The organism is Stenotrophomonas pictorum JCM 9942 (assembly GCF_001310775.1).
Lineage (GTDB): Bacteria > Pseudomonadota > Gammaproteobacteria > Xanthomonadales > Xanthomonadaceae > Stenotrophomonas > Stenotrophomonas pictorum.
This window is the reverse complement of the sequence record NZ_BAZI01000002.1, coordinates 12,856-39,500: the sequence shown is the minus strand read 5'-3', so window position 1 is coordinate 39,500 and position 26,645 is coordinate 12,856. Positions and strand designations below refer to the sequence as shown.

The window sequence follows — 26,645 nt, the reverse complement described above, 5'->3', positions numbered from 1 at the left end:
CTTCGTCAGAACACGAAGGCTGAATCCCCCACGGGAATATTGGCGGCAGGCATCGCCGTGGCCGGATCGGTCTGCGCCGGTTCCGCCTGCGATGGATTCCGCGCGCTCCACGGTCGCAACAGCACCGGAGCACCCGGCAGCTGCGCTGCTGCCGGCGGAGCGGAAGAAGGCTGTGCGATAGATACCGGCTGCTGCACCACAGGGTCCATCGCCTCCAGCACTCCCCGCGACAACGCGACATCGCCGGCGCGAGCCAGCCCGCCACGCACCATTGCGCCGGTAGACGGATACCTCTCGTAGGCGCGGTCAGGATCTGTGCCGGCGGCCTGACCATCTGCCAGCGCCGCTGCCGCTGCCGCTGATGGAGACGCAACCCGTGCACTGACCACGTCGCTCGCTTCTCCGGTACCTCGCGGATGACGGGAAATATCGCCCCGCCGCCGCTGCGACTGCCGACTGACCACATTGATCGGGGTGACTCCCACTGCCGTGGCTCCGCCACCTACGCGTTCACCGGCAATGGACGCAAACACCTTCTGCACATAGCCGTGCCGAAAGCCGGTGGTGAAATTTCCCGAGTAGTAGCAGCTGAAGGACTTGCCCCAGTCGTTGCCTGAGCGCCTGTGGCACTCGGCCAGGATGCGTGAGCCGGCCTGCAGATTGGGACAGCGCTGGAAGGCCTTTTCATAGGAATCCAGCCCGTATTTGGCCAGGTTGTAGCGATTCACCTGGGCCAGGCCGACCGAGAAGTTGTAGCCCTGTTGTTCGAGCATCCTTACGGTCGCGAGGGCCTCGTCCAACTGCCGCGGCTGGCGCGCCAACACCCCGCCAACCACGCCGATGGCATACGGGTTACGCGAGGATTCAACCTCGACCACGTGCCTCATCACATCCATCGGCACGGCCATTTCCGGACACGCCAGCATTTCCATACCCGGCAGCATCAGCGCCCCCTCCCGCTGACTACGAACTGCGCCTGGCAGTAGCGTGCGGCACGACCCGTTGCGACAACGCAGCACATCTTCTGGCAAGTCATATCGGAGCGCTCACTTCGGCCTGGGAAAATGCACGTTCAGGGTTGAAGTCGATGCCGGTGATGTAGCGGCTGCCGGCGTGGGCTTTGATATGCACGACGACGTCGATGGTCATCATCAACAAGCGCTTGATCACCGAAAACTCCAGTCCAGAGCCTTCCACCGACGCCTTGACCATCAATGCGAGCTGGTCCCAGGTCTGCTCCGGACTGCCCGCGTGGCAGCTGGTGATCGAGCCGGGATGGCCCGATGCACAGTTGCGGATGAAGTAGAACGCTTCATCGCCGCGCAATTCGGCCAGGATGATGCGTTCGGGCTTCATGCGCAGGCAGGCCTCCATACAGCTCTTGGCAGTGACATTGCTGGCACTCTGCCCGCCCTTGGAGTACAGCAGATGGACGACATTGGGCTGGCTGATGAACAGTTCGCGCGCATCCTCGATCGTCACCAGGCGCTCAGTGGCGGGAATATGGTTGACCAGCGATTTCATGAACGTGGTCTTGCCGCTGCCGGTCGCCCCTGAGACCACGATGTTCTTGCGATACAGCACGGCACGCCGGAAGAACTCGGCGTAATTGCGCGCGTGGCGCAGTTCGAGCAACTCACGATCCTGCTCGTTCAATGTCGAACCCTGGTCCAGGATCTGGTCGAAAAATCCTTCCTGCTGGTATTGCTGCAACGTCTTGGTGTGCCGGGACGGCAACCGGATGGTGATGGAAACCTTGCCGGCGTCGCAGGCCGGCGGGATCACGAACTGGGCGCGCTGGCCGGTGGGGAACGTCAATGACACCACCGGATCGGTGTCGGTGATGCGCTGTCCGGTATTGCTTTCGTTGACCACGGCGGTGCAGAACTGGCGCGCACGCTCAAAGCTCAGCGTGGGAACCTCCACACGTTGCCATCCCTCACGCGTCTCCAGATACACCTCGCCCGGACGGTTTATGCAGATTTCCGTCACCTCGGACGAAGCCATGTACTGGTCGATGCCCAAGACCTCGTACTGGTATCTGAGGAATTCACTGGAAACATCAGCAATCGGCGTCACTTCGACATCCATGATCGATCCCTGACGTCAGCGGCGCATGGGCAGCACGTCGCTGAAATCGACGTCCTTGGCCACGTAGACACTGACCACAACACCCTGGTTGATGGTGACAGTGGGTGGCCGACGCTGACTCAGCGCCTCATTGGCCAGTCGCTCCATGGTGCGTGCCGTGGCACTTTCATAAGGTGACTGGATGGCCAGGCCGCTGTTGGTGATCGTTGTCGATTCCGGGCCATGTTCGGCAGCGGCATATTTGAAGGCATCGGCAAGCAGACTGATCATCAGCGCGGAGGTGATGCGGCTGCCCCAGTGTGCGCTGTACTGGCCCGGGTGACCGGCTCCACCGAGCTGGTCAACCCCCGGACTGGACATGGCCACGTCGATACCATTGGGAGTGGTGATGCGGTCCCATACCACCGCGACACGCTCTCCGCTGGGACCACCGCCATAGGCGCCGTAGATTTTCGAGCCCTTTGGCAACAGCAGGCTGCGGCCATTGATGGAATACACCGGCTCGGTCAGGAGGCAGGAGGTGAAACCTGGCACATCGGTGATGATGCGGGTTTCAAGTACGCAGCGCAGGTACGTACCACGTACGAGCAGCGCATCCGGACTACGGAGGAAACTGGCACTGGAAACATCTTCCACGTCCGGGCCGCGACGCACTTTGGCCTCTTGTGGCGGCTGGTTGCCGGGTAGTTGCGCCAGCATCGCGCGCGTGTAGTCGTCCATCCCCGCGGACGCACCGCCGTTAGCACCCTGCCCATCGCCACTGCCCATGCCCCCGACCGATCCCATACGCCGGTCCATCAGGCTCGGGCCACTGCTGGAGTCGTGTATCGCAGACGGGGCAGCGAACATTGCCGGCGCGCGCGGCAACTCCTGCGGTGGCAACGGCGGCAACATTGGAATGGGAGCAGCCTGCACCTGCTGTTCCAACGGCGGCGCGGTCGGCAGTTCCGGCGTGGATACGCGCGCCGTCTCATTGACCTTGGCCGGCAACTGCTGATCATCCCTGGATTTGCGCAGCAGCAGGAAGCCCATGGAAATGAGCAGCACCACAATGCTGCCCAGAAAAAACAGCGCCTTGCGATTCAAGCGCTGCTCTTCGGCCGAGCGCAACTTCGGTGCGGCGGCGTCAAGATCCGGGGCTGACTCGGCGTATGCCCTACCGTAATAGGGATTGCTCGAGGTTGAATCGATGACTTCCGGTGCGCTCTCGCCGCCCTGATCGCGCGCATTGTCCGCCGCATTGCCGGGGATAGTGTGCTGGCTCATTTCTTCACGTTCCTTCGCAAGCCCACCACGCTGTCACCATGACGGATCACCAGGTAGGGATAGGTTCCGTGCACGATCAGCGCATTGCCCTCGACCGTGGTGTTGACGACAAAATCCTCGCCATGTTCGGTCTCGCGACCAAACACCGCGGGGAAAATACCGGTTTTATACTGCGGCGACACAGGCAGCCTCAGGTAGGTGAAGCGTCCATCGTCATAGGCATTGACTGGAATCAGCCAACCCATTTTCTTCGCGCTACGTGTGGAATACGCGTAATCGAAATTGTAGTGACGGTCCTTGGCCAGCTCCGCACTCACCAGCGGCTGGAGCTCTTCCTCAACAGCTTGCCGGGCCGCACTGAACTCGGTGCCGCCGGGATAGTTGAAGGTGATCTTGTACTGCACGCCGGCCCGCCGCGCCTGTTCAAGCTGGCGCCAGTCGGTCGCGACCACCTTCAATTCGAAGATGTAGGAATGGGTTTCGGTGCGCACCATCATGTTGGTGTCGACATCGATATTTTTAGGCTTCAGATAGAACACGTTCTCACGACGCGTCAGCTCCCAGCCATTGCTGAAACCGGTGCTGTAGTCGAGGATCTTCTCGTGGGGACTGAGTTCGATCTGTGTCGTCAGCCCCAATCCGGTACGGACCGGATAGATGCGGTCCTTCTCGTATTCGTACTGGTGCACCGCCTGCGCTGCAACCGGAGCACTGAACCCGGCCAACATCGGCAACAGGACCAGGATGGTCCACCAAACTCTTGCACTACTCATCGGTTGCCAACTCCCTCAGCAGTTCCGGTGGAAATTCCTTGGCCACGCGGCCGCTCCGATTGCGGTGGTGCGACGTGGCCTGGCAGCACCATCCCTGGCATGACTTGCCCGGCGGCTCCCTGGGGCATGGAGTGGCCCGGCGCGGGTTGAGCCGGCAGGGAACCCGGCTGACCCGCAGCCGGATCGATCAGGGTGGCTGCCTCGGAAGAGGTCGGATCGTAATTGGCGTGCATCGACGCCTGCAGGGATGAAGGAGCCATCGCCGCGTCATCCGGTACCGGCACACCGCGCGCGTAGTCGTTGTCAACCCGGTATTCGGTCACCTGAAAAGCGAGCGGATTCAGTACGCGGTCGTGTTCGGACAGCGCCAGATCAGTGCGATACTCAAACCGCATCGTGACCAGCTGGTTGTCGAGAAATTGCGCAACACCCGTGTTCTTGTCCAGCAGGCTACGCTGGATGCGTACCGAAGCGCCTCGGAAGCCACCATCGGGTTCGGCACCCAACGGGGTGATGCTCAGGATCTTGATCCGTATCGCCTTGTTGACGCCGTATACGTAAACCGGGTTCTGCGGATTATTGTTCGCATAGCGTTGCCGCTGCGTGGCAGCCACCGGTTCGGACGACATGGTGAACACTAGGTCCCAGTCCCGCAGTCCCATGACCGCCGAATCGAACGACTCGCGCGCCAATACATACTGGGCCACATTGCTGCGATTGATCGCTTCATGGGCGGTAATGGTTTCACCCTGGAAGGTGCCGCTCAGCCGGGCTACGGTGGCAGTGCCGGTGTAGGCATCGGCCATCACCAGGAAGGGCACTTTTTCCTTCAACGGCAGCATGTAGTAATAGCCGCCGACCAGTGCCAATGACATCAGCAACGAGACGCTCGCCACCCGCCAGGCGCGACGCTCGCTGCGTCGTGCCATATCGGCAACAGTCAACTCGTAGCTGACGGCCTTGGCCACTGCGTGATCGACCTTCTGACTGCTGCCTGCATCCTTTCTACCGAACATGGATTCATCCGTGCTGCATGGCCATCAAGAGGGATGCGCTGTACGCGTAGCGTGGGCACACCGGGTTCGCTGCTTGCAGTGCCGCGTCAGCTTCCGTTATGAAGCGGCCCACTGGCCGTCGACGCGACCGGTGCAGCCCCTTGGGTCACGGTTTGCACCACGATGCTGTTACCCACGATCGAAACAGACACCCCCTGCATCGCATAGGCGGCAGTGACGTCAGTCATGGCCTCGTGTGGATTGGTAGTACCGATCCTCGAGACCGCACCATGCAAGGTGTAATCGGAGCTGAGCCGATAATCCAAGGTCATTCCCGCATCCTTGGCCCAACGCTCAAGCATGGCCTTGAGCGTGCCGTCCATTGGCGTCGCCTGGTACACATAGCTGCTGTAAAGCGGGATCTCCTGCGTCGTACTGGCGAAACGGTTTACCGGTTGCCAGCGCCCGCCAAAATCCCGGGCAGGCGTCGTGCCACAGCCGGCCAGCATCAGACCTGTCGCTGTCAGCACAAAAATATTCTGAAGAAGACGCTTCACATTCACCTCGTTACCCATTCGCCAGCGCGGATGGAAAGATCGAACTACAAGGGAAAAGGCGCGACGGATCCTTCCCAGGGAATCGCAGGGCAATCAACTTCAAGTCATCTACGGACAGCGGACCAGGGATGATTCCGGCAGGCCAAGACGGGTGTGCATACGAAAAGGTGATCTCCGTATCACGGGAAAAATATTCAACAGGCGGCATGGCCCCTGACTTCCCTGCCTCATCACTCCCCCAGAGCATCCAGCAGAACCGCGCGACGGTTTTATGTCACCCGCCGTCTTGCGGTTGAACAGAATCTGCCTTCCGGGAAGATGAACGTCAATCGACTGGCGCACAGTTTCAAGATGATCACCTAAGACAAGCCGCTGACCCTGTACGCGAGCGTAGGAAAACTCCGCTTCAGAGCGTCAGTACCGGCGCAATCACCCGGGGCAATAGACGGGATGTGAAGTAGCGATCCTGGTAATAGCGGATTTTTTCGCATTTCACCGGGTTGGCAATGCCTCATACAGAAATACCTGTGCCTCCGCCCCCATGGCTTTCAGCTCCTGTGGCAGCATCAGCGCCCGGCGTTCTTCACTGGTGCTATGACTGGTCTCGCGGCCTTTGGTGACGTTTTTACGGCGCACCGTAGTGTAGCCAAGCATCTCGGAGTAGTCATTGGCATCCTGCTGCTCACGCGGGGCGTACAGAATCTGCAGCGCGTGGTTGGTGATGATGGTGCGCGATACGTCCTTGCCATACGTTGCATCCAGCTGTGCCATGGACTGGATGATCGGCAGCAGACGAAGGTTGTAGCCCGCCATGTACGCCACCGCGGAAGTAATGATGTCCACACGCCCGATGGCAGTGAACTCATCCATCAACAGCAGGCACTGATACTTGAGCTCCGGATTGCCCCGGGGCAGTTCCTTGGTGTTGAGGTTGATGATCTGGCTGAAAAGCAGATTCACGATCAATCGGCTCTCAGCCAGCTTGTTGGGCTGGATGCCTATGTAGATCGTCATCTTCTTCTTGCGCAGATCCGTCAGCAGGAAGTCATCCGCACTGGTGGCCGCATCAAGAACCGGATTGATCCAGGCATTGAGCGGCTCCTTGAACGTTCCCATGATCGAGGCGAATGTCTCGTCAGCCTGGGACAGCAGGTTCGAGAACGCCGAGCGCGTATTGGCACTGAGGAACGGCCGTGCCGCCAGTCCTTTCAGGTAAGGCTTGAGATCGGTACCGTCACCGGAAGACAGCCGATAGATAGCGCCGAGTGTCGGAACCCCGCTGGCGCCTGGAAAGCCGGAACGCCGCTCGTCATCGCGGTTCTCGAACAGGTACAAGGCGAACGCCATGAACGCATTGCGGGCTTGGCTGATCCAGAATTTCTGATCATCGGAGCCATCTGGATACAACATCGCCGCGATGCTCATCAGATCCGATACCCGGAACACAGGATCGGCTGAAACATAGGTCAGCGGGTTCCAGCGATGGGTGCGGCGATCCTCGGCAAACGGATTGAACAGATATACCTCCTGCCCTTGGCTTGCCCGCCAGCCACTGGTCAGATCGAAATTCTCCTGCTTGATGTCCAGCACCACCACGGACTGCTCGTAGTCCAGGAGATTGGGAACCACGATGCCAACGCCTTTTCCCGAGCGCGTTGGCGCCGCCAGGATCGCAAACTGCTGCCCCGGCAGACGCACAATCCTGCCCCCGAATTTGCCGACGATCAGTCCGGTGCCGCCGGATTTGAACATGCCCTGCGCGGCCAGGTCCGATGCACTGGCAAACCGTGCATCTCCATGCAGAGAGCGCTTGCGCGGACGGAACAGCATCAGGACCGTTGCGACCCACAAGGCACCACAGACACCAAATCCGATGTAGCCGGCAAGCCGTATCCTGGCGGCGTACGGCGCCCACTGCGGCACGCTCAAGGCGTTGAGATATTGCTTGTAGGTCAGTACACCGAAATTCGCGGTATCGGCCTTGAGCAACAACAGCACGACATACCCGGACACCATGTAGCCGCTACGCCGAACAGGACGATAGTGAGGGCCAGAGCAATCCATTTGTTCCTGGTCAAATCCCGATCTCCATTCCATAGGACCCGTCTAGATTTTTTACGATCCCGGCAACGCGCAGGTCACGCGCAACACACGGTTACCGCATGTTCTGGGGTACCGTGCGATGACACGGAGGTCATCACCCACCGCCTAGACCGCAGGACGCCTCGCACGCCGGTCAAGGCGTACTCCAGTATGGAAGGCCTGACCGCCCGGCAGACGAGATGCAGTCCACAACTCCGGAACCCGGATATGCAGGTAAAGCAGAAGACGTAAAGCACCTACCCGCGTGCCGGGACGGAGCGACGCAATGAAGGTGAAAGGCCGACGAACCGGCTTTCAAGCACAACAGATAATGGAGGCTTGGCAGGAAACGCCGGCATACATGATGGCGGCCCAAAAGACGAAAACAGACATCCGGGAACCGCACGGGGACGATACGAAAGTAGAACACCCCATCCGCACGATTACCGAGCATCCTGACACCCAAGGTCAGAGCACACCCCACCCGATCCTGACAGCCGCTCGACGACGGAACATGGGCGCTGCGGCAAAGAGCCGTATGCTGGCGATGCCGAGGAACGATCTGCAGCCCGGCCCGCGGCAACAAAAAAGCCGGCACTGGGCCGGCTTTTTTTCTTATCCACTGTTCCCTGCAATCTAAGGTACTTAGTGGTGGGCGGTACAGGGTTCGAACCTGTGACCCCTACCATGTCAAGGTAGTGCTCTACCGCTGAGCTAACCGCCCTTCTCAGCAACAATTTGTCGTTGCGAGGGCGCGTATCTTAACCCTGCAATCCGGGAAGGACAATAGTTTTTCAAAAAAATTTTCACATTGCCTGCGATCAGCCCAGATTGGCTTCTTTCAGGCGATGGATCTTGTCGCGCACACGGGCCGCATCCTCGAACTCCAGGTCACGCGCATGCTGGTACATCTGCTGCTCCAGCTCCTTGATCCGCGCGGCCAGCCTGGCCGGCTCCATCGGCAGATAGTCGGCCTCCGGCTCGGCCACACGCCGCCCCTTGCCCTTGGCACTGGACTTGGGCGAGGACTCCTCATGCGCCCCCTCGAGGATATCCACGATGGCACGCGCCACCGATTTGGGCACGATGCCATGGGCCTCGTTGTACTCGACCTGTTTCTGCCGACGCCGGTCGGTCTCATCAATGGCCGCCTGCATCGAACGGGTGATCTTGTCCGCATACAGGATGGCCTTGCCACGTACGTTGCGCGCCGCGCGGCCAATGGTCTGGATCAACGAGCCGGTTGAACGCAGGAAGCCCTCCTTGTCCGCATCCAGGATCGCCACCAGCGACACCTCTGGCATATCCAGGCCCTCGCGCAACAGGTTGATGCCGACCAGCACGTCGAACTTGCCCAGGCGCAGGTCACGGATGATCTCCACACGCTCCACGGTGTCCACATCCGAATGCAGATAGCGCACGCGGATGCCGTGCTCGCCCAGGTACTCGGTCAGGTTCTCCGCCATGCGCTTGGTCAGCGTGGTGACCAGCACGCGATCGCCCATCTTGATCCGCGCATTGCACTCGGACATCAGATCATCAACCTGCGTGCCCACCGGCCGGATCTCGACCGGTGGATCCACCAGCCCCGTCGGCCGCACCACCAGCTCGGTGATTTCCTCGCCGGATTCGCGCAGCTCGTACGGCCCGGGCGTGGCCGACACATAGATGCTGCGTGGCGAGCGCGCCTCCCATTCCTCGAAACGCAGGGGGCGGTTGTCCAGCGCAGACGGCAGACGGAAGCCGAACTCCACCAGCGTCTCCTTGCGCGAGCGATCACCCTTGTACATCGCTCCGATCTGCGGAATGGTCACATGCGATTCGTCGATCACCAGTAGCGCATCGGCCGGCAGGTAATCGAACAACGTCGGCGGCGGCTCGCCCGGCGCCTTGCCGGTGAGGTGCCGCGAGTAGTTCTCGATGCCGTTGCAGTAGCCGACCTCGGCCATCATTTCCAGATCGAACTGGGTGCGCTGCGCCAACCGCTGCGCCTCCACCAGCTTGTTCTGCGCATACAGCTGTTCCAGACGCTCCTTCAACTCGACCTTGATGGTCTCGACCGCCGCCAGCACCCGCTCACGCGTGGTCGCGTAGTGCGTCTTCGGATAGATCGTGTAGCGCTGCAGCTTGCGCAGACTTTCGCCGGTGAGTGGATCGAACATCCCCAGCCGCTCGATCTCGCCATCGAACAGCTCGATGCGCAATGCCTCGCTGTCCAGCTCCGCGGGAAACACATCGATCACCTCACCGCGCACACGGAAGGTGCCGCGCTGCAGCTCGTATTCGTTGCGGGTGTACTGCAGCTGGGTGAGATGCTTGATCAGATCACGCTGATCGATGCGCTCGCCCGTGGACAGGATCAGCCGCAACGACAGATAGTCTTCCGGCGCACCGAGGCCATAGATCGCCGACACGGTGGCCACCACGATCGCATCGGGGCGCGACAACAGCGTCTTGGTCGCGGCCAGACGCATCTGCTCGATGTGCTCGTTGATCGAGCTGTCCTTCTCGATGAAGGTGTCCGAAGACGGCACATAGGCTTCGGGCTGATAGTAGTCGTAGTAGCTGACGAAGTACTCCACCGCGTTATGCGGGAAGAACGCCTTGAACTCGCCGTACAGCTGCGCTGCCAGGGTCTTGTTGGGTGCCATCACCAGGGTCGGCCGCTGCACCTGCTGCACCACATTGGCGATGGTGTAGGTCTTGCCCGAACCGGTGACCCCCAGCAGCGTCTGCTTGGCGATCCCCGCCTCGAAGTTGGCGACGAGCTTTTCAATCGCGGCCGGCTGATCACCTGCGGGCGAGTACGGGGAGACGAGCTGGAAACGGTCGGTCATGGCAGCTTCAACAACGGGACTTGCCGATTATAGCGAGCCGCCGGATGACAACTGGCCGGGCAGCTTCCCTACCACTCGTACTGCAACTGTCTGATAACGCGCGCCCTTGTCTCGAACAACGATAGCCACTTCTCTTCATCCGGACCGGGCAAAGGAGGAAGCATGGCCAGAGCACCGCGCCCCAGGCATCAGCCCCAGTACATCTGCTCCACCGGCGTCACCCTGATCGAACTGCTGGTCACCACCTCCATCATCGCCATCACCCTGGCGCTGGCTGCACCTTCGTTCAGCGAGCTGCTGAAACGACAGCGCGGCATCGCCGCCAACAACCTGTTGGTTGCGCACCTGAACCTGGCAAGGAGTCGGGCGGTCACCCATCGCTCGATCGTTGCGACCTGCCCTTCCACCAATGGAAGCACCTGCCACACCACGCCTGACTGGACAGCGGGCTGGCTGGTGTTCATGGACTCCGATGGCAACAGAAGACCGGACCACCCAAGCCACATAGTTGCTACCGAGACAAGAAGCCCGGACAACGACATCCGTATCACCTCGTCGGCCGGCCGCAACCAAGCCCGCTACCTTCCCGACGGACGGAGCGCCGGCAGCAATCTCACCATCACAACCTGCATCGACAACCGCCAGTCGATCCAGATCATCATCAACAACACGGGCCGCATACGGCTCGCCAGATCCAGTTCGCCTGCACCCTGCACCTGACATCCGCACGCACGGCCATCGCGCGTGAAATTCACTCTTGCGCCCAGGTGCGCACATCAATACAATGTGCGCCTCGCCCGAATAGCTCAGCCGGTTAGAGCACTTGACTGTTAATCAGGGGGTCGTTGGTTCGAGTCCAACTTCGGGCGCCAGATTAAAAAAAACCTGCCTCACGGCAGGTTTTTTTATGCCCGTTCCCAGAGAAATCAAGAAGGCCGGCCCACATCTGCGGGCCGGCCTTCTTGATCAGAAACACTTGCTCACGTTGCTGCCAGCACTTCCAGTGACGCTTCGCACCCCCGCCTGATTGATACTCAGCGTTTCGCACAAAGTGTCTTTTGAAGCCTGCGTACCCGTTGGCGTAGCAGTAAGCGTATAGCTGGTAGCCGCGATAGCCGGCGCCCGGATCACATAATGGTCCGACACTTCCTGTATACAAGCGGTGTTGGGCAACACCGCATCGGTGTAAGACATGTTGGTCGTGTAATGGCGCTCCATGAACTGCGCCATTTCCATCAGGCAGGTCGCCCCTGCTACACGCCTGGCTTTCACCATATGTTGCGTATAACTGGGAAGGGCGATGGCGGCAAGAATGCCCAGCACCGCCACCACGACCATCAGCTCGATCAACGTAAAACCTTTTTCCCTGCGCATCTTCACACTCTCCCTCATTGCGCCACGATCTCACGCCAACTGATGCGGCTCGGCCGCCCACCGGTCGGAGGATTGATACCCGAGCTCGACGTACCGCTGCTCAGGTCACTGGGGCCCTGGCCGGTACCCACCGTTGCCAACGAACTGGTCACATTGACCTCGGTCGGCATGCCGCCACTGATACCTACCGAACCAATCACGCCAGGGTTGCCATCCTTGTCCTTCAGACCTGTCTGATCGGTGAAATAGCCTCCCGACTTGGGACTGGTGCCGGTGAAAAGATTCAGCGCATTTACAAACCCACTACCCGCTGCGCCCGAGCAATCAGCTCCCGTCGCCGGAATCACAGACGCCAGATACATCGCCGATCCGTATACCGTGGGCGCTGAGGTCACGCGCTCAGGTACTGGCAGGTCGATATACCAGCCCTGCTTGCTGGACGGAAGCACAGAGTAGTTCTCGAACCCGCGGGCATCCTCGCCCTTGGCTGTCTTTCCAGAAAACGGAATCGTGCGTGCCTCAAGTTGGCTGCGCGCAGCAATAGTCGCGCCGGTGTCGATGATCCCGTAAATGCTCTGGGTCTGGGAAGTAATACCGGGAGCGGGTACATCGCCGTTGGAAATGAACTTGCCGGTGCCAAATCCCACGAACACCTGCCCGGACGTATCGCGACCAACGGCGAGACCTCCGGTGATCGGCTGCGGGTTGCCCCCTGCGTCCTTGGCTTGGAACAGCTTCACAGCCGCACCCGGGTTGGTGCCCTCGAAATCCCAGCGCCAGACATTGCCCTTCAGATCCCCGCCGTATACGACATCGATCAAGCCGTCGCCGTTGAAATCCGCCATGCCCGTGGACATCAGCCCGTTTCCGGTGCCAGCGTCGGCAATAAGTGTGTGCTTCCGGGTAACCGCGCCGTTGGCAGCCAGCTCGTAGGCATACAACGTAGCGGAACCATTCGGGCTATCGATACCATTCGGCACCAGCGCGTATGTCTTGCCCCCATTTCCTTTACGGATGCGCACCGCACCAAACACATAGCCCATATCCCTGTCCGGATCGGCGCCGGACGCGGGAGTCTGGAACGTGTCATCCCACAGAACATTCGAGGCACCCATGGAGCGGGATTGGTGACATTCAGCGCGAATACACCTCGCCCACCACGCCCCAACGCACCAACGAGGATGTTCCGCCCACTTCCCTGGTTGACGCGACTGATCACATCCATCTGGCCGTCAACGAAATAGCGGTGTTCGTAGGAAGGAGCACTCAGGCCGGCCATGGCCTCAAAATCCAATCCTTTCGGAACATAGGAGAACAGCACCTTCCCATCCGTGGCCCGGATACCGTGCAGCATGCCGTCATTGGCCCCTACGTAAACGGTATTGGTATCCTCAACATAGCTGGGCGAGGAGTCGACGATATCGCCAAGCGGATATGCGCGCTTGCGCAATACTCCACCCACGCGCCCCTCCTCCCTGCTCTGGTCGCCGCGCAGATAATCGATATTGTCAGCTGCGGAAACCGCATCCGCAGTGCCGCTACGGGCGAAAACGCCAGCAGAGGGCATACTGCTCGTGAACTGCTGGGCAGTACCGCCAAAGCTGGTCAAGACCGTCCGGTCTGCGAAGCCGCTATTCACCCCCCCTGCGCCGAACGTCTTGGACAACGCCCAAAGCGGTGTATCTGACACCCCGGTGAGAGCGGCATTGAATGGGCTTGCAATCAAGTCACCAATCCAGCTTACCGAAGTAAATCCCGCGACGAACGTCAAGGTGGATGACTCCGTTTTGGTCGAGCTAGATGCGATGTTCGATCCAGATGCACTACGCGAGTCGATCGCACTGAGCGCGGCAGTCAACGCTGCCGCGAACTTGTCTGTATCTGTAGCAACAACAAAGCTGCCGTGGCCGTTCAGACTGGCATGCCAAAGATCGTCGATACGGGCTGCACCGGAATTGGTAATCGGATTTGGCCACCTACCCGCCGCCGGCGGTTCCTGATTGGGATCCAACGTACCCTGCAAGCCGATCGAAATGCCGAAGGTGACCATATGCTGCCAAGTCGCCGGATCAGCACCCGTCGGCCTTACATTATCTCCAAGATCCGCCCGCAGATCCTTTTTCCAGAATTCATAGGCGACGTCGGCCAATGTATCGGCGACCGCATCGCCGTGCTTGCTTCCCAGATCCGAATTCCCAACCGCGGGACTATAGCCGCCGGCAGAGTCCGCCTGGTTCCAATAGCCATCGGTGGTCAGCAGGGCGTAATTCTGGCGGCAACTCAACATGTTTCCACTACTGTCCTTCCACGGCGCATCTGTCTGGAAGTAGCGTCCGGCACGCTGCAAAGCACCATGAAGTGGCGTGTTGCCACTCGCGGTAGCCGCTTGCAGGCTATCGTAGAAATTACTGCGATTAGCGCTCTCGAACAGCCCATCGTTGGTGGCTGTGGGAATTGGAAACGCGGGCACACTGCCCCTTACAGAAACAGTATTCCCATTACGCCTGTTCCAGATGGTGTCGAACCCGACACGATAATTTTTCCCAAGACGCCCGAATGCCTCAGAGGCCCCCGCCTTGGCCATCTTGTTCCGCGACCGATGATAGTGGTACCAGTTGGCAAAATTCTGCAGCTCATCAGCCTGTGCCCGAGGCGGAAGCATATTGCCATCTTTATCTTTCACGGTACGTGCGGGGGTGGCGTCCTCCCACTCCCTATAGACAGAGGCCGAGTAGCTTATGTTTGAAATATTACTATTCGAACCATTTCGGATCTGCAGATAAATCCACGATCTCGAAGAGACGTTGACAGACAAGCTCTTAGTATTGTTGTTGCTAGTATCGCTATTCAGCTGCGAGTTGTTAGCGCAACTACTATTTGAAAAAACATAAAGATCCGCATTCCTACTTCCTGACACCTGAAGAGTCACAGTATCCACACCATCGACAGGAATCGCGAAACAGGCGGAACTCCCTCTATTTGCGACCGAAACCGTACCACTCAAGATCACGTCCGTCCGCGAGACCTGCTTCTGAACCACACCGCCGTTGTAGCTGTTGGCAGAAGAAGAACTCGCGATCCGATATTTATCGTAATTCGACGAATTAGTCCCTGGATTGGAAACCCCCGCCTTGGGTATGTAGAAATACGATTCCGCCTGATCGCGAAGATCAAAACCGCCGTTGCTTACGGAAGTTGTTGAACTTGAAACGGAACGGAAGTTTGCATTACCAAACCGATCATCCAAATCAACACTCGCCTTCCGCCACGGCTTGTAATCCCGATCAGGATTGTAGTAAAGCGTGTTGTTTATATAGGACCTGTCTCGCACAAGATCACTCAAAGAGTAGCGATCGGTGGGCATATGAACCGCCTCCATCGACCCAGAATCGTCAAGGATCAGCATGATATTCGGCGGTATGACTTCACCGCCGGTCAGCAGCGGATACTGGGGAAAGGACGTCGGCGCCGCCTGCGCGGATGCTGCGGCAACCATCGACATAGCCATTACGGCGATAGCCGTCCGGACGCGGGCGGCGAGAATATTTTCTTGGCAATTATTGGATTTCATAGCACGCCCCGATCAGCGACGATACATCGATTGGACAACGACCTCGCCGCCATTGGGCGTGGCTGCGTAAGCTGTAATTCGGTAGACGCTCTGTTCCGCAGTGGTGATACAGGGCTTGGAAACATCAATGCAGTCTGACGCACCGCCCCCGTTCACCGACGTTCCGAAATCTTCGATCACAAAGCGTGGAGTGAGTACGGCACTTCCACTGCCCACTGGCGTTCCCTCCTGGAACTGGCCGCCGTCTTCCCAAAAACCCGCTTCTGCCCAAGCCGGTTCCGCATCAGGCATGGGCATGGCACAACGCCCGGCCGCGCACCCGGAAGACGGGAAAGTGACATTGCCATCACGCACAACGATCTCCGCCTGCCTCAGCCCGGCTTCCGCCACCTGGAAGGCTCGACTCCGGGCGACAGTATTGGCGGCCATGCGTTCCTGCATGATCGCACCGCGCATCGAAGCCAGACCTAGCAGGGTGATAATCACCAGCAGCATCAACACCACCATCAGGGCGGCGCCCGACTGGGCAGACGCACTCACACCCATATTCCGGCTCGGACTCACTGGATATCCTCCTGGTGATTACGCAGGACGATGAAATCCTCCATTGTGCGGGTGATAACATTTCCATCCACGCCTTGAACGTCCCGCGCAGCCATCGCTCCCTGCTCTGCCTGGAAGGCGAGCGTTAGATGTACAGACGTCACTCGTGCCCAAGCATTTGCCGCCGTGACTGCGGCGGCGTCCGAATATCCCACTGCCGCACCAATTTTGTATCCGAGCGTCATATTAGTGACTCCTTCGGCGATTTCACTCCTCGCCCCTTGGGCCGTGCGATAGAGTGAACGGCCCCCTCTTCCGTTGTTATCGACCGTCCATCGCGCCTCATAAGGCGCGACCACGAATGCAGGCGAACGTCCGATACCACGAGGACAATTGGTCACATCCGCAGCGGTCGGCGTACTCGCGATGCGGAAGCAATAACCCGGGCCGGACTCAGCCAAGGTGCAGCGGCTTGCATCCGGCGCTGGTGTCAGGCCTGCACCGCAATTGGCACCCGCGGCGTGCTCGATATTGGATCCGGAGATTGCTGTTGCAGAGAAGGCGATCGCCTCATCCGCGTTACACACCATCAATGCCTGCCCAGCGGACAGCCCCGCAACGGAATGGACAGACAGCGCATTGACCGGCCGGGCGTGCTCCTGCACACGGTACTGCTGCCCATTTGCAAGATACACGGCAACGAAATCCTGGCCACCTGCGGTTCCCCCGGAGATTCCGTTGACCACGCCGTTCCAGAAATTCAGATCAGGCGCCGCAATCTGCATCGTCAACGGCTTTGTCGCATTGAAGCGCGCGCATGGATTCATTCCCGCCTCGCGCAAATCGCGCGCGATCATTTCAAAAGCGGCTCGCTGGTTTTCCTGGATGCGATTTACCGCCTCGGTCGAGCCATACACCCGCCGGTTTGACAGGAAAATACTTCCCGCTGCCGCAACCACCAGCAAACCCAGCAGCAAGGCCACCATCAGCTCAATCAGCGTGAAGCCGCGGGCTCTCGAGTAATTGATCCGTTTCATAGCTGGCTGGTGACCTCGATTCGCTCAGGATCGTCTGTACTACCACCGGTGCCGCGCTCGTCGTTCCACTGGATGCCTACCGAGCAGACCATGCGTCCCGCGTCGCAGATCACCCGCCCCTGTGCATCAGGAGCGACAGTTGACTGCAGGCCATCCAGCCAGCCATCCAGCGTGCCAGCCTGCCCGCTGCCTTCGCCAGCGACGTAGATATTCGTGTTGTAGATGGACAGGTTCGTACGATCCGCGCGAATGATGTCCATCATCGAGTAGATCTGGACTGCCGCCTGGGTCCTGCTTGCCGAACTGCCGGTGTTCTTGAGCGTGATCGCCTGCAGCGCGGCCACTCCCAGCACGCCGATCGCCAGCACCAGTACCGCCACCATCACCTCAATCATGCCAATGCCCAGTTGCGCATTGAGCGACGATGAAATTTTCCTTCTGCTAGTCATGACTCATATATCTCCTGGTGCCCGGCACCCAGCCCCCGCGGCGCGCTTAGCGGAAGCAACACGCACCATGCTGGCAGACACATCAAATGAATTCTCATTTGGAAGGCTCGGTGCACATACAGCGACCGTCCCACTGGTCCGCCCCCCCACCTGCACGAACCCGGCCGGCGTGAAGGAGATTCGCGCATTTCCCGCAGCCACATTCGGGCTCACTGTCACCGTCAATGCCGGGTTGACTTCGGCAGATCGCACAACCGTGGACACGCCATTTTTTGTCGCCAGCACCAGCCAGCGGTTCCCGCTGGCACCGGAGCAGGTCTGCCCATCAGAAGTGGCACAGAACGTCGTCGTCGCCCGGCGGGCAATCGCCTCTGAACGTGCCGCCTGTATCGCGGCCACCATTTCATTGCCGCCCGCCACCAGACGATTGTGGCTGATCATCCGCCCGAAACTGGGCGTGGCGATCGCGGCCACGATGGCCAAGACAGCAACCGTTACCATCAATTCGACCAGGGTGAACCCCTCGACCCGGCACCTCCCGATCGCGCCGCCACACTTCCGCAGCCTGGAATCGGCCATGCATACGCTCCCCATATTCACTAAGCTCGGACACTAGGCCAAACAACAACAGAAATCAGCGCTTCGGGGGATGAGCGGTCTTCCGGAACGACCAAAGGCCCCCAACTCCCCCTGGCCCCTCCCGATGCCCGAAAAATTGCCCATCACCCCGCTGGACACTCTCTGGAAAGCTCCCGCCGTGACCTGGACGGTCCTGGCCGGCGAGGGGCTGGCGATCATCCTGGCATTGGCACCGGAACACAGCGGCAGCCGCTGGGTATTGTTCGGCGCGTTGTCTTCATGATCCAATGGATATCGCTGTCGGCACTTGGCGCCCTGTACCTCCTGCGGCGCCCGCTGTCCCGACTCTCCCCCTCATGGATCGCAAACGTCACCCTGCTCGTGCTGGTGCTATCCACCTTATTGGTATGCACTGCGAGCTGGTGGCTGCTGCGTGATCTCTGGCCAGAGTCGGCCAGTCCTTGGCAGCCCGCACTGCTTCGTTTTACCGGGATCATCCTCACCTTCGGACTGCTAGCGGTTGTCGCTTTCCAGAACCACTGGCGCTTACGCCAGCTCGCCCTGCGCGTAAAACAGGCCGAACTGGAGGCCCTCCAGGCCCGCATACGTCCCCACTTCCTGTTCAACACGCTCAACACCGGCGCTGCGATGGTGCACAACAATCCAAGTGGCGCGGAACACCTGCTGCTGGACCTTGCCGATCTCTTCCGCGCCGCACTGGCGGGCCCCCAGGAAATCCCCCTGGAGGAGGAACTGGCGTTGTCGCGGCGTTACCTTGAAATCGAGGCACTCAGATTCGGGGATCGCATGCGCATCTCATGGCAGTTACCGGCAGCAATCCCTCCTCTACGCGTCCCCTCACTCTCGATCCAGCCACTGGTGGAAAACGCAATCCATCACGGCATCGAACCCTCGCCTGAGGGCGGCGAAATCTGCCTGCGGCTTACGCAAAGCGAGCGCGGCATCAGTATCACAATCGAAAACGATCTGGCCCCTAGCGGCACACGCCCTTTAAGGAATGGACACAACGTGGGCCTGGAGTCGGCACGTGCCCGGATACATGCAATGACCGGCGGCGCAGGGGGTGTAGCGACACGCTCGGAGAACGGTCGCCACATCACCATCGTCACACTCCCGATACCGCCCTGAGACTCAGGTCACCACCTGGTAGCAGGGCTTGTAATCCCCGGCGATCTTCATGCGACGCTGTTCGACAAAGGCGCGCAGCAGCGCATCCAGCGCCTGCATCATCGCCGGGTCGCCGTGGATCTTGAACGGACCGAACTCCTCGATCCGGCGCATACCATCTTCCTTCACGTTGCCGGCGACGATGCCGGAGAACGCGCGACGCAGGTCCGCCGCCAGCTCGGGTGCCGGTCGGCCGTGGTGCAGGTCCAATCCCGCCATTGCCTCGTGCGTGGGGACAAACGGGCTCTGGTACTCGGCAGGAATTTCCACCGACCAGTTGAAGAAGAACGAGTCCTTGTGCGCCAGGCGGTACTCGCGCACACGCTTGATCCCCTGTGACATCTTGCGCGCCACCGCCACCGGATCACCGATGATGATCTCGTAGCGGCTGGCGGCCTGGTCGCCGAGCGTCATACGGATGAAGCGGTCGATCTGCTCGAAGTACGGCGCGGCGATCGCCGGACCACTGAGAATCAACGGGAACGGGAGCTCCTTGTTTTCTTCGCGCAACAGGATCCCCAGCAGATAGAGGATCTCCTCGGCCGTGCCCACGCCGCCCGGGAATACGATGATGCCGTGACCCAAACGCACAAACGCCTCAAGGCGCTTCTCGATGTCGGGCATGATCACCAGGTGGTTGACGATCGGGTTCGGCGACTCGGCCGCGATGATGCCCGGCTCGGTGATGCCGATGTAACGGGTGTTGGTCTTGCGCTGTTTGGCATGGGCGATGGTGGCCCCCTTCATCGGCCCCTTCATCGCTCCCGGGCCGCAGCCGGTGCAGATATCCAGGTTGCGCAGCCCGAGCTCGTAGCCGACCTGCTTGGTATACAGATACTCGTCGCGCGAGATCGAGTGCCCGCCCCAGCACACCACAAGATTCGGCTCGCTCGGCTGCAGGATGCGCGCGTTGCGCAGCAGGCCAAACACGGCGTTGGTGATGCCTTCGGAAGTCTCCAGGTCCGAGGCGTATTCCGGCCCCAGCTCGATTGCCATGTAGGCCAGATCGCGCACCACCGAGAACAGCAGCTCGGCGATACCGCGGATGATCTCACCATCCACGAACGCCATTGCCGGCGCATTGCTCAGATCGATGCGGACACCGCGGTCCTGCTGTGCCACCTGGATGTCGAAATCCGGATAGAGATCGCGCGCGGCGCGCGGATCATCCGAGGCGCTGCCACTGGTCAGCACCGCCAGCGCACAGCGGCGCAGCAGCTCGTGCATGCCACCGCCGGAGGCGTCGCGCAGGCGGGCCACTTCCGCCCGCGACAGCACGTCCAGCCCGCCACGTGGGTAGATGCGCGCATCCTGCACCGGCAATGCACGCGCCATACCGTCACTGTTCTTCATTTCCATCGTCATTCCATCCTTATTGGCGATCGACTTTAGCCCCGCCCCCACAAAAAAGAAAACGGCCGGGTCGCCCCGGCCGTTTTCATTCACATCCGATCAATCAAACGATCAGAACTTGTACTTCAGGCTCAACATCATCGACCAGCGCGACACACCGGTGTTGCCCTTGTCGTTGTTGTTTTCCTGGATCGTCGGGTTATCGGTCGAGCCGGTGAACTGGTAGATGTATTTGCCGGTTGCCGGATCGATACCGCCATAGTTGGCGATGCGACGGGTCGAGAAGAAGCCGTAGTCGTCGATCAGGCCCCACTTCTTGTTGAGCAGGTTGCCGACATTCATGATGTCCAGCGCAACTTCAGTCTTGTGGCCCTTGAAGAAGCCCGGCAGCTCCTGGCTGATACGCATGTCGAAGCTGTTGACCCACTTCGCACGATGCGAATTGGCCGGAACAACCTGGCCCTTGTAGCCCGCCAGTTCCGGGGTCTTCTCCAGCCAATCGAAGAAGGCCTTCTCCATGCCGGCATCCTGCTGGAACTTGCCGCCGACAACCTTGCCGAACAGCACATCACCATAGCCCGACGGCACGTAGAACAGGTCGTTGGTGCCGGCACCGTCGCCATTCACGTCGTTGTAGAAGATGTAGCTGTACGGACGACCGCTACGGCCTTCATAGAACAGGCCAACGCGGGTGGCGTTGTCGCCGAAGAAATTGTGCTTCCACTCCAGGGTGCCGGTCACACGGTCCTTCATCGCATAACGCGAGTTGTAGGCCACGTTCTCGTTGGCGTTGAAGATCATGGTGTTGTTCCAGTTCGACGTGTTCTGCGAGCTGGTCAACGGGCTGACTTCCTTGGCCTGGGTGTAGGTGTAACCCAGCGACCAGCCCCAGTTCTCGGTCATCGGCTTGCTCACCGAGAACGTCGCCTGCGAGCTGCGGCCCTTGTCGGTGTTGCGCAGCAACATCACGTCACCGATGTTGCCGGGACGGTTGGCCTTGTTACCGGCACCGTTGGTGCCGTTTTCCATGCCGAAGTTGCCAGCATTGTTCGGATTCAGACCGGCAGCATTCCAGAAGATCTCACGACCATCCTGGCCAATCGCAGTCGGGCCTGCGCCCGCGGCGTTGTACAGGTCCAGACGCTCGAAATACAGCGCGTCCTTGACCTTGGTGACCAGCAGCTCGGCCGAGGCGACCATGCCGTACCACGGCAGTTCGTGATCGAACGCCAGGTTCGCCTTCCACACCGACGGCAGCTTGGTGCCCGGCTCGATCAGGTCCACGTTCTGGCGGGCGTTGCCCGGGGTCATGCCCGCGGTGGAAGGCGGTACGGTCGGATCGAACGCCGGAGCGTTGGCGCCGCGCAGATCGTACTCGACATAGTTCAGACCGGTGTTCTGGTAGGCACCTGCCAGCCACACGTTCGGAGCCGCACCACCGAACAGGCCGACGCCGCCACGCAGCTGGGTCGGACGCTCGCTGTCGAAGGTGTAGTTGAAGCCGAAGCGCGGCTGCACCAGCTTGCTGTCAACCAGGTTGGTGTTGTTGTAGCCGTAGACCTTCTCGATCTCCGGGTTGTACAGGCGCTGGTCGCTGAAATCCGGCATGTCGACGCGCACGCCGAACATCAGGTTCAGGTTGTAGTTGATCGCCCAGGTGTCCTGCACGAACACACCGGTGTTCTTCAGGGTGAACGAGGCCGGGATGTCGTCGATGCTGCCATCGGCACGCGGCGCGCGCAGCTGGTAACGGTTCACCTTGCCCGCCAGGAAATCCTGAAGGCTGTTGAACTCGTAAACGCCGTTGAGATTACGGCCGTAGAAGTTCATCAGGTCGTTGTCGGAGTAGTCGAAGCCGAACTTGACGGTGTGATCACCGACGTACCAGGTACCAGCACCGAAGGCGCTCAGTTCCTTGGACTCCACGATATTGACGTGGGTGTTCTGCTCGGTACCGAACAGCAGAGCATCGCGGCCATTGGCAGCGAAGCCGTTGATGCGGATCTGCGGCAGGTTGCTGGTCGGCACGCGGTTGGCCGAGTAGTCCTTGTGCGAGACCTTGAATTCGGTGGAGAAGTTTTCCGACCAGTCGGAGAACAGTTCGCCCATCCAGGTTTCATAGATCTTCGGCTGCGAATACCAGTGACTGCTCAGCGAAACGGTGCTGTTGGTCAGGCCCGGGAAGCGCATCACGTCCTGCTGCATCTTGTTGTAGCGCAGGGCCGCACGATGATTCTCGTTGATGTTCCAGTCCAGCTTGACCGCGTACTCTTCGATCTCGGTCTTGTTGGCCGGCGCATTCAGGCTGCCGATGTCGTAACCCAAGCCCGACATGTAGTCCTGCACCTTGGTGATATCGGCATCGGTAACGCTGCCCTTGCCATACGGGCCTTCGCTCAGGCTGACGCCCGGCGCGGAGCGCTCATACTTCTCGTAGTTGGCGAAGAAGAACAGCTTGTCCTTGACGATCGGGCCACCGAAGGTCATGCCGTAGGTGGTTTCGTCGTCGAAGCCGTTGAACTTGCCCTTCACGCCATCGAGCGTTTCACGCACCATGTCCTTGTCACGGTATGCGCCGTACACGGTGCCGTGGAATTCGTTGGTACCCGACTTGGTCACGGCGTTGATCACCGCACCGGTGCCACCGTAGATGGTGGTGTCGTAGTTGGCCAGATCGATGTTGATTTCCTGGATGGCATCCATCGACACCGGCTGACGCTCGGTCGGCAGGTTGTTGGATTCCAGACCGAACGGGTCACCGGCGCCGATGCCGTCGATGCGGATGGCGTTGAAACGGGTGTTCTGGCCACCGGCCGAGATCGCGCCGTCAGCCTTGCTGACCTGCGAGATGCGCGGATCCAGACGGATGTAGTCCTGGATGTTGCGGTTGGCCGACGGCAGCGCCTCGAGGGTTTCACGGGTCACGTTGGTGCCGGTGCCCATCTTGTTGGCACTGAACACTTCCGAACCAGCACCGACAGCCATGACCTGCACCGCTTCCAGCGTGGTGGCAGCCAGATCGCCGGTGAGGGCCGCATTGACGGTGTTGACCTGGTTCAGGTTCAGATACACGCCATCTTCGGTCTTGGTGCCTTCACCCGGCTTGGTGATGGTGATGGTGTACGGACCACCCACACGCAGACCGCGGGCGTTGTAACGACCAGCAGCGTCGGTGGTCGCACGGCTGACCGTGCCCGACTCGACGTGCGTGATGGTGACTTCAGCACCGGTCACCGGCTGGCCAGCAGCGGAGGTGACCTGGCCGCCGACACCGGCGGACGTGCTTTGTGCGAACGCGGGCGCGGCCGCAAGAGCGGCGACGAGGCCAAGAGCAAGCTTGGACATCCGGATGCGTGGGTGGTTCATTTTTGGGGTAGCTCGACACGAGTTAGCGATTGAGAAAGAAAAAACGCGATCCATCAGCCCCGGGATCAACCGGGCGCCTGATCGGCTTGAATCTGGGATACCTTCCGGAGCGGTTGCAGCCGCAACGGTTAACATCAGGTTAACACGTTAGATTGTGAATATGACCGGCATAAGACAGTCGTGATGCGACGCAACAATCCCGGCTCAAGCGAATCAACAAGTTACGAAAGCGAGGCCAGATACGTGGCGATCCCGTCCAGCAGCATCTGCACGGAAATCGCGACAAGCAGCATGCCCATCAGGCGCTCCAGCGCGGTCAGCGCGCGGGCCCCCAGCAGCTTGTAGAGCAAGGTGGCGGACAACAGAATCGCGGCGGTCCCTCCCCACGCCAGGAGCAATGCAAGACTCCAGTCCAGCAGGCGATCGGGCTCGTTGCTGCCCATCAACATCACCGCGGCCATTCCGGAAGGACCGGCTACCAGCGGGATGGCCATCGGCACAATGAACGGCTCGCCATCAGGCACCGCGCCCATCAGCCCCTCCGGCCGCGGGAAAATCATGCGGATACCGATCAGGAACAGGACGATGCCGCCAGCGATGGCGACAGACTCCTGCCGCAGGTGCATCAGCTCCAGCGCGTACTTGCCGCCCCATAGAAACGCCATCAGTACCGCCAGCGCGATCAACAGCTCGCGCACCAGCACGAGGCGCTGGCGGCGCGGCGCCAAGGGCTTGAGCAGACTCAGAAACACCGGGATGTTGCCCAGCGGGTCGAGAATCAGGAACAGCAGCAATGCCGCCGACAGGATCGTCACACGGACAGATCCATCACCTTGCCGCGCCACCGGCTACCGTCGGCCGCCAGCAACTGCACACAGGCGGCGGCATAGGCAGCCGGATCGACTGGGACCAGGTCTTGCTCATGGGTGAATGCACGCGCGCGCAGCGCGGTGCGCATCGGCCCCGGCTGCAGGCCGCTGACCCGTACCGGCCCGTTGCGCAACTCGTGATGCAGACTTTCCAGCAGCCCGCGCAGTCCGAACTGGGCTACACCGTAACCACCCCAATAGGCCTGCCCCACCCGCTGCGGGTCATCCAGCGCCAATACCACTGCGGCATCCTCCCGTTTCTGCAGCAGCGGCAGGCAGGCCTGGGTCAGCCAGGCGCGCGCGGTCAGGTTCACATGGATGGCGCGTGCGAACGCCGCCGGGTCTCCCAGTGCAAAGGGCGTCAGCCCTGCGAAGTCGGCCGCGCAATGCAACAGTCCATCCAGCCGCCCCACTTCGGACGCCAGGCGCTCGGCCAGCGCGGCGTAGTCATCGGGCGTGGCGCCCTCCAGATCCAGCGGATACAGCAGCGGCTCGGGCCCAAGCGATGCGGCGCTGTCATAGACGCGATTGAGCTTGGCGACTTTGCGCCCGAGCAGCACCACCGTGGCCCCGGCACTGGTACAGGCCCGCACTGCGGCTGCTCCGAGCCCGCCGGCCGCGCCGGAGACAAGCACGACACGTCCGGCCAGATCGATCCGGCTCTCCGCCATCGGCTGCGCACTCACGCCTGGCCCGCCTCGGCGACCATGCGCTTCAGCTCGCCCGACTCGAGCAGTTCAAGGATGATGTCGCAGCCACCGATCAGCTCGCCGTGCATGAAAAACTGCGGAAAGGTCGGCCAGTTGGAATAACGTGGCAGATTGGCGCGCACCTCGGGAAACTCGAGCACATTGACGGTGCGTAATCCTGCCGCCCCAGCCGCCATCAGCGCCTGCACCGCGCGACTGGAAAAGCCGCACATCGGGTACTGCGGTGTGCCCTTCATGAACAAGACCAGTGGGTGCTGTTCCACTTCGGCCTGGATTTGCTCCATCACCGGCATTCGAATTCTCCCTGCTGCTGCGAAAGAACGGCCTGTCCTGTCGGATAGACTTTCACGTGGTGGCCAATTGTAAGCCGAGCCGGCCAACTCCCGGCGCCTTTGCCCTCAAAAAGATACGGACCATGCCCGTCGAACTGCCCGAACTGCCCTACTCCCGCACCGCGCTGCAACCGCACATTTCCGCCCAGACCCTGGACCTGCATCACGGCCGCCATCACCGCGCCTACGTCGACAGGGTCAATGCAGGCATCGCCGGCACCGAACTGGCCGAGGCCTCGCTGGAAGATATCGTGCTGGGCAGCCAAGGCAGTCTGTTCGAGGCCGCCGCGCAGGCGTGGAACCACGCGTTCTACTGGCAATGCCTGCACCCACGGGCCGGCGACGAGCCACATGGCCCGCTGGCCGAGCGCATTGCCCGGCATTTCGGTGACGTGCAGAAACTTCGCGAGGAATTCAATCGGGCCGCGCTGGCCGTGTTCGGCTCGGGCTGGGTCTGGCTGGTGCAGCACGCCGATGGCAGCCTGGCCATCGTCTCCACGCGCAATGCCAACACGCCGCTGACCGGCACCAGCACCCCGCTGCTGGCCTGCGATGTGTGGGAGCATGCTTATTACACCGACCACCAGAGTGACCGCGCGGCTTACCTGCGGGCATTCTGGCGACTGGTCAATTGGGACTTCGTCGCCAGCCAGTTGCGCTGAGCCGCACCGCG

General features: G+C 60.5%; 23 protein-coding genes, 2 tRNA genes and 2 pseudogenes. 6 read left to right on the top strand and 21 right to left on the bottom strand.

Annotated features, from left to right (window positions below; all coding sequences use genetic code 11):
* Positions 1 to 5: 5 nt before the first annotated feature.
* The 7 genes and pseudogenes from JCM9942_RS00410 to JCM9942_RS00380 all read right to left on the bottom strand — a co-directional run bounded on the left by JCM9942_RS00410 (position 6) and on the right by JCM9942_RS00380 (position 7,746).
* Complete coding sequence (locus tag JCM9942_RS00410; RefSeq protein WP_054656786.1) at positions 6 to 944, bottom strand: lytic transglycosylase domain-containing protein; 939 nt, start codon at positions 942 to 944, stop codon at positions 6 to 8.
* An 88-nt stretch (positions 945 to 1,032) separates the two neighbouring features.
* Positions 1,033 to 2,091, bottom strand: a complete 1,059-nt coding sequence (gene virB11 / locus JCM9942_RS00405; RefSeq protein ID WP_054656785.1) for a P-type DNA transfer ATPase VirB11 — start codon at positions 2,089 to 2,091, stop codon at positions 1,033 to 1,035.
* 15 nt (positions 2,092 to 2,106) lie between these two features.
* Positions 2,107 to 3,357, bottom strand: a complete 1,251-nt coding sequence (locus tag JCM9942_RS00400; protein ID WP_054656784.1) for a TrbI/VirB10 family protein — start codon at positions 3,355 to 3,357, stop codon at positions 2,107 to 2,109.
* On the bottom strand, positions 3,354 to 4,130 hold the full coding sequence (locus tag JCM9942_RS00395) for a TrbG/VirB9 family P-type conjugative transfer protein (protein ID WP_054656783.1): 777 nt from the start codon (positions 4,128 to 4,130) through the stop codon (positions 3,354 to 3,356). The genes JCM9942_RS00400 and JCM9942_RS00395 overlap by 4 nt, the downstream gene beginning before the upstream one ends.
* Entirely contained in the window at positions 4,127 to 5,146 is a 1,020-nt protein-coding gene (locus JCM9942_RS00390; protein WP_054656782.1) for a VirB8 family type IV secretion system protein, read from the bottom strand. Before JCM9942_RS00390 ends, JCM9942_RS00395 begins: the two co-directional genes overlap by 4 nt.
* Before the next feature lie 86 nt (positions 5,147 to 5,232).
* Complete coding sequence (locus JCM9942_RS00385) at positions 5,233 to 5,634, bottom strand: TcpQ domain-containing protein (RefSeq protein ID WP_054656793.1); 402 nt, start codon at positions 5,632 to 5,634, stop codon at positions 5,233 to 5,235.
* Between the two features lie 454 nt (positions 5,635 to 6,088).
* Positions 6,089 to 7,746: pseudogene (locus JCM9942_RS00380) on the bottom strand (type IV secretory system conjugative DNA transfer family protein).
* A 304-nt stretch (positions 7,747 to 8,050) separates the two neighbouring features.
* Between JCM9942_RS00380 and JCM9942_RS00375 the strand changes: the two are divergent.
* On the top strand, positions 8,051 to 8,404 hold the full coding sequence (locus JCM9942_RS00375; protein WP_054656781.1) for a hypothetical protein: 354 nt from the start codon (positions 8,051 to 8,053) through the stop codon (positions 8,402 to 8,404).
* A 9-nt stretch (positions 8,405 to 8,413) separates the two neighbouring features.
* Here the strand turns inward: JCM9942_RS00375 and JCM9942_RS00370 are convergent.
* Together JCM9942_RS00370 and uvrB are read right to left on the bottom strand one after the other, a co-directional pair.
* Positions 8,414 to 8,488 (bottom strand) — tRNA-Val (locus JCM9942_RS00370).
* A 97-nt stretch (positions 8,489 to 8,585) separates the two neighbouring features.
* Positions 8,586 to 10,601 (bottom strand): excinuclease ABC subunit UvrB, encoded by a 2,016-nt coding sequence (gene uvrB / locus JCM9942_RS00365; RefSeq protein WP_054656780.1) that lies wholly within the window; start codon positions 10,599 to 10,601, stop codon positions 8,586 to 8,588.
* Between the two features lie 162 nt (positions 10,602 to 10,763).
* On the opposite strand from uvrB, the gene JCM9942_RS00360 reads away from it, so the two are divergent.
* The gene (locus JCM9942_RS00360) at positions 10,764 to 11,321 is read left to right on the top strand and encodes a GspH/FimT family pseudopilin (protein ID WP_054656779.1); all 558 of its coding nucleotides are present in this window, start codon (positions 10,764 to 10,766) and stop codon (positions 11,319 to 11,321) included.
* A 75-nt stretch (positions 11,322 to 11,396) separates the two neighbouring features.
* Positions 11,397 to 11,473 (top strand) — tRNA-Asn (locus tag JCM9942_RS00355).
* Positions 11,474 to 11,567: 94 nt separating this feature from the next.
* On the opposite strand, the gene JCM9942_RS00350 is transcribed toward JCM9942_RS00355, so the two are convergent.
* The 7 genes and pseudogenes from JCM9942_RS00350 to JCM9942_RS20565 form a co-directional block, all read right to left on the bottom strand.
* Positions 11,568 to 11,975 (bottom strand): type IV pilin protein, encoded by a 408-nt coding sequence (locus tag JCM9942_RS00350; RefSeq protein ID WP_054656792.1) that lies wholly within the window; start codon positions 11,973 to 11,975, stop codon positions 11,568 to 11,570.
* 14 nt (positions 11,976 to 11,989) lie between these two features.
* Positions 11,990 to 13,018 (bottom strand): pilus assembly protein, encoded by a 1,029-nt coding sequence (locus tag JCM9942_RS00345; RefSeq protein ID WP_157722729.1) that lies wholly within the window; start codon positions 13,016 to 13,018, stop codon positions 11,990 to 11,992.
* A gap of 95 nt (positions 13,019 to 13,113) precedes the next feature.
* A pseudogene (locus JCM9942_RS19775) lies at positions 13,114 to 13,542 on the bottom strand (PilC/PilY family type IV pilus protein); the annotation flags it as partial.
* A 2,016-nt stretch (positions 13,543 to 15,558) separates the two neighbouring features.
* On the bottom strand, positions 15,559 to 16,086 hold the full coding sequence (locus JCM9942_RS00340; protein WP_158499982.1) for a pilus assembly PilX family protein: 528 nt from the start codon (positions 16,084 to 16,086) through the stop codon (positions 15,559 to 15,561).
* Positions 16,087 to 16,106: 20 nt separating this feature from the next.
* Positions 16,107 to 17,126 carry a PilW family protein gene (locus JCM9942_RS00335; protein ID WP_054656776.1) on the bottom strand — a complete coding sequence of 340 codons (1,020 nt, stop codon included), beginning with the start codon at positions 17,124 to 17,126 and terminating at the stop codon, positions 16,107 to 16,109.
* Entirely contained in the window at positions 17,123 to 17,575 is a 453-nt protein-coding gene (gene pilV, locus JCM9942_RS00330; protein ID WP_083468345.1) for a type IV pilus modification protein PilV, read from the bottom strand. Before pilV ends, JCM9942_RS00335 begins: the two co-directional genes overlap by 4 nt.
* Positions 17,576 to 17,578: 3 nt before the next feature.
* Positions 17,579 to 18,076 (bottom strand): GspH/FimT family pseudopilin, encoded by a 498-nt coding sequence (locus JCM9942_RS20565; RefSeq protein ID WP_425478281.1) that lies wholly within the window; start codon positions 18,074 to 18,076, stop codon positions 17,579 to 17,581.
* Between the two features lie 202 nt (positions 18,077 to 18,278).
* Between JCM9942_RS20565 and JCM9942_RS19765 the strand changes: the two genes are divergently transcribed.
* Positions 18,279 to 18,437, top strand: a complete 159-nt coding sequence (locus JCM9942_RS19765) for a hypothetical protein (protein WP_256202257.1) — start codon at positions 18,279 to 18,281, stop codon at positions 18,435 to 18,437.
* A complete protein-coding gene (locus JCM9942_RS00320; RefSeq protein ID WP_256202256.1) occupies positions 18,434 to 19,303 on the top strand; it encodes a sensor histidine kinase in 870 nt (289 codons plus the stop codon). Before JCM9942_RS19765 ends, JCM9942_RS00320 begins: the two co-directional genes overlap by 4 nt.
* Before the next feature lie 3 nt (positions 19,304 to 19,306).
* On the opposite strand, the gene ppnN is transcribed toward JCM9942_RS00320, so the two are convergent.
* From ppnN to grxD, 5 genes are all read right to left on the bottom strand, one after another.
* A complete protein-coding gene (gene ppnN, locus JCM9942_RS00315; RefSeq protein ID WP_054656791.1) occupies positions 19,307 to 20,695 on the bottom strand; it encodes a nucleotide 5'-monophosphate nucleosidase PpnN in 1,389 nt (462 codons plus the stop codon).
* Positions 20,696 to 20,806: 111 nt separating this feature from the next.
* Positions 20,807 to 24,061 (bottom strand): TonB-dependent receptor, encoded by a 3,255-nt coding sequence (locus JCM9942_RS00310; RefSeq protein WP_083468343.1) that lies wholly within the window; start codon positions 24,059 to 24,061, stop codon positions 20,807 to 20,809.
* 221 nt (positions 24,062 to 24,282) lie between these two features.
* Positions 24,283 to 24,876 (bottom strand): YhgN family NAAT transporter, encoded by a 594-nt coding sequence (locus tag JCM9942_RS00305; protein WP_054656772.1) that lies wholly within the window; start codon positions 24,874 to 24,876, stop codon positions 24,283 to 24,285.
* A complete protein-coding gene (locus JCM9942_RS00300; RefSeq protein ID WP_054656771.1) occupies positions 24,873 to 25,601 on the bottom strand; it encodes an SDR family NAD(P)-dependent oxidoreductase in 729 nt (242 codons plus the stop codon). The genes JCM9942_RS00305 and JCM9942_RS00300 overlap by 4 nt, the downstream gene beginning before the upstream one ends.
* 11 nt (positions 25,602 to 25,612) lie before the next feature.
* Positions 25,613 to 25,933 carry a Grx4 family monothiol glutaredoxin gene (grxD, locus tag JCM9942_RS00295; protein WP_054656770.1) on the bottom strand — a complete coding sequence of 107 codons (321 nt, stop codon included), beginning with the start codon at positions 25,931 to 25,933 and terminating at the stop codon, positions 25,613 to 25,615.
* Between the two features lie 122 nt (positions 25,934 to 26,055).
* Here grxD and JCM9942_RS00290 point away from each other — a divergent pair, with 122 nt between their 5' ends.
* The gene (locus tag JCM9942_RS00290; protein ID WP_054656769.1) at positions 26,056 to 26,634 is read left to right on the top strand and encodes a superoxide dismutase; all 579 of its coding nucleotides are present in this window, start codon (positions 26,056 to 26,058) and stop codon (positions 26,632 to 26,634) included.
* The last annotated feature ends 11 nt before the right edge of the window (positions 26,635 to 26,645 follow it).

Excerpts from the sequence above, each read along its gene's own strand:
- JCM9942_RS00385 (WP_054656793.1), bottom strand. The coding sequence starts at position 5,634 with ATGCTGGCCGGCTGTGGCACGACGCCTGCCCGGGATTTTGGCGGGCGC.
- JCM9942_RS00410 (WP_054656786.1), bottom strand. The coding sequence starts at position 944 with ATGCTGCCGGGTATGGAAATGCTGGCGTGTCCGGAAATGGCCGTGCCG.
- JCM9942_RS00395 (WP_054656783.1), bottom strand. The coding sequence starts at position 4,130 with ATGAGTAGTGCAAGAGTTTGGTGGACCATCCTGGTCCTGTTGCCGATG.
- JCM9942_RS00400 (WP_054656784.1), bottom strand. The coding sequence starts at position 3,357 with ATGAGCCAGCACACTATCCCCGGCAATGCGGCGGACAATGCGCGCGAT.
- JCM9942_RS00310 (WP_083468343.1), bottom strand. The coding sequence starts at position 24,061 with ATGAACCACCCACGCATCCGGATGTCCAAGCTTGCTCTTGGCCTCGTC.
- JCM9942_RS00390 (WP_054656782.1), bottom strand. The coding sequence starts at position 5,146 with ATGTTCGGTAGAAAGGATGCAGGCAGCAGTCAGAAGGTCGATCACGCA.
- JCM9942_RS00360 (WP_054656779.1), top strand. The coding sequence starts at position 10,764 with ATGGCCAGAGCACCGCGCCCCAGGCATCAGCCCCAGTACATCTGCTCC.
- JCM9942_RS00375 (WP_054656781.1), top strand. The coding sequence starts at position 8,051 with ATGAAGGTGAAAGGCCGACGAACCGGCTTTCAAGCACAACAGATAATG.
- JCM9942_RS00290 (WP_054656769.1), top strand. The coding sequence starts at position 26,056 with ATGCCCGTCGAACTGCCCGAACTGCCCTACTCCCGCACCGCGCTGCAA.
- JCM9942_RS19765 (WP_256202257.1), top strand. The coding sequence starts at position 18,279 with ATGCCCGAAAAATTGCCCATCACCCCGCTGGACACTCTCTGGAAAGCT.
- JCM9942_RS00350 (WP_054656792.1), bottom strand. The coding sequence starts at position 11,975 with ATGCGCAGGGAAAAAGGTTTTACGTTGATCGAGCTGATGGTCGTGGTG.
- pilV (WP_083468345.1), bottom strand. The coding sequence starts at position 17,575 with ATGACTAGCAGAAGGAAAATTTCATCGTCGCTCAATGCGCAACTGGGC.
- ppnN (WP_054656791.1), bottom strand. The coding sequence starts at position 20,695 with ATGAAGAACAGTGACGGTATGGCGCGTGCATTGCCGGTGCAGGATGCG.
- JCM9942_RS00300 (WP_054656771.1), bottom strand. The coding sequence starts at position 25,601 with ATGGCGGAGAGCCGGATCGATCTGGCCGGACGTGTCGTGCTTGTCTCC.
- uvrB (WP_054656780.1), bottom strand. The coding sequence starts at position 10,601 with ATGACCGACCGTTTCCAGCTCGTCTCCCCGTACTCGCCCGCAGGTGAT.
- virB11 (WP_054656785.1), bottom strand. The coding sequence starts at position 2,091 with ATGGATGTCGAAGTGACGCCGATTGCTGATGTTTCCAGTGAATTCCTC.
- JCM9942_RS00345 (WP_157722729.1), bottom strand. The coding sequence starts at position 13,018 with ATGGGCTATGTGTTTGGTGCGGTGCGCATCCGTAAAGGAAATGGGGGC.
- grxD (WP_054656770.1), bottom strand. The coding sequence starts at position 25,933 with ATGCCGGTGATGGAGCAAATCCAGGCCGAAGTGGAACAGCACCCACTG.
- JCM9942_RS20565 (WP_425478281.1), bottom strand. The coding sequence starts at position 18,076 with ATGGTAACGGTTGCTGTCTTGGCCATCGTGGCCGCGATCGCCACGCCC.
- JCM9942_RS00320 (WP_256202256.1), top strand. The coding sequence starts at position 18,434 with ATGATCCAATGGATATCGCTGTCGGCACTTGGCGCCCTGTACCTCCTG.
- JCM9942_RS00335 (WP_054656776.1), bottom strand. The coding sequence starts at position 17,126 with ATGAAACGGATCAATTACTCGAGAGCCCGCGGCTTCACGCTGATTGAG.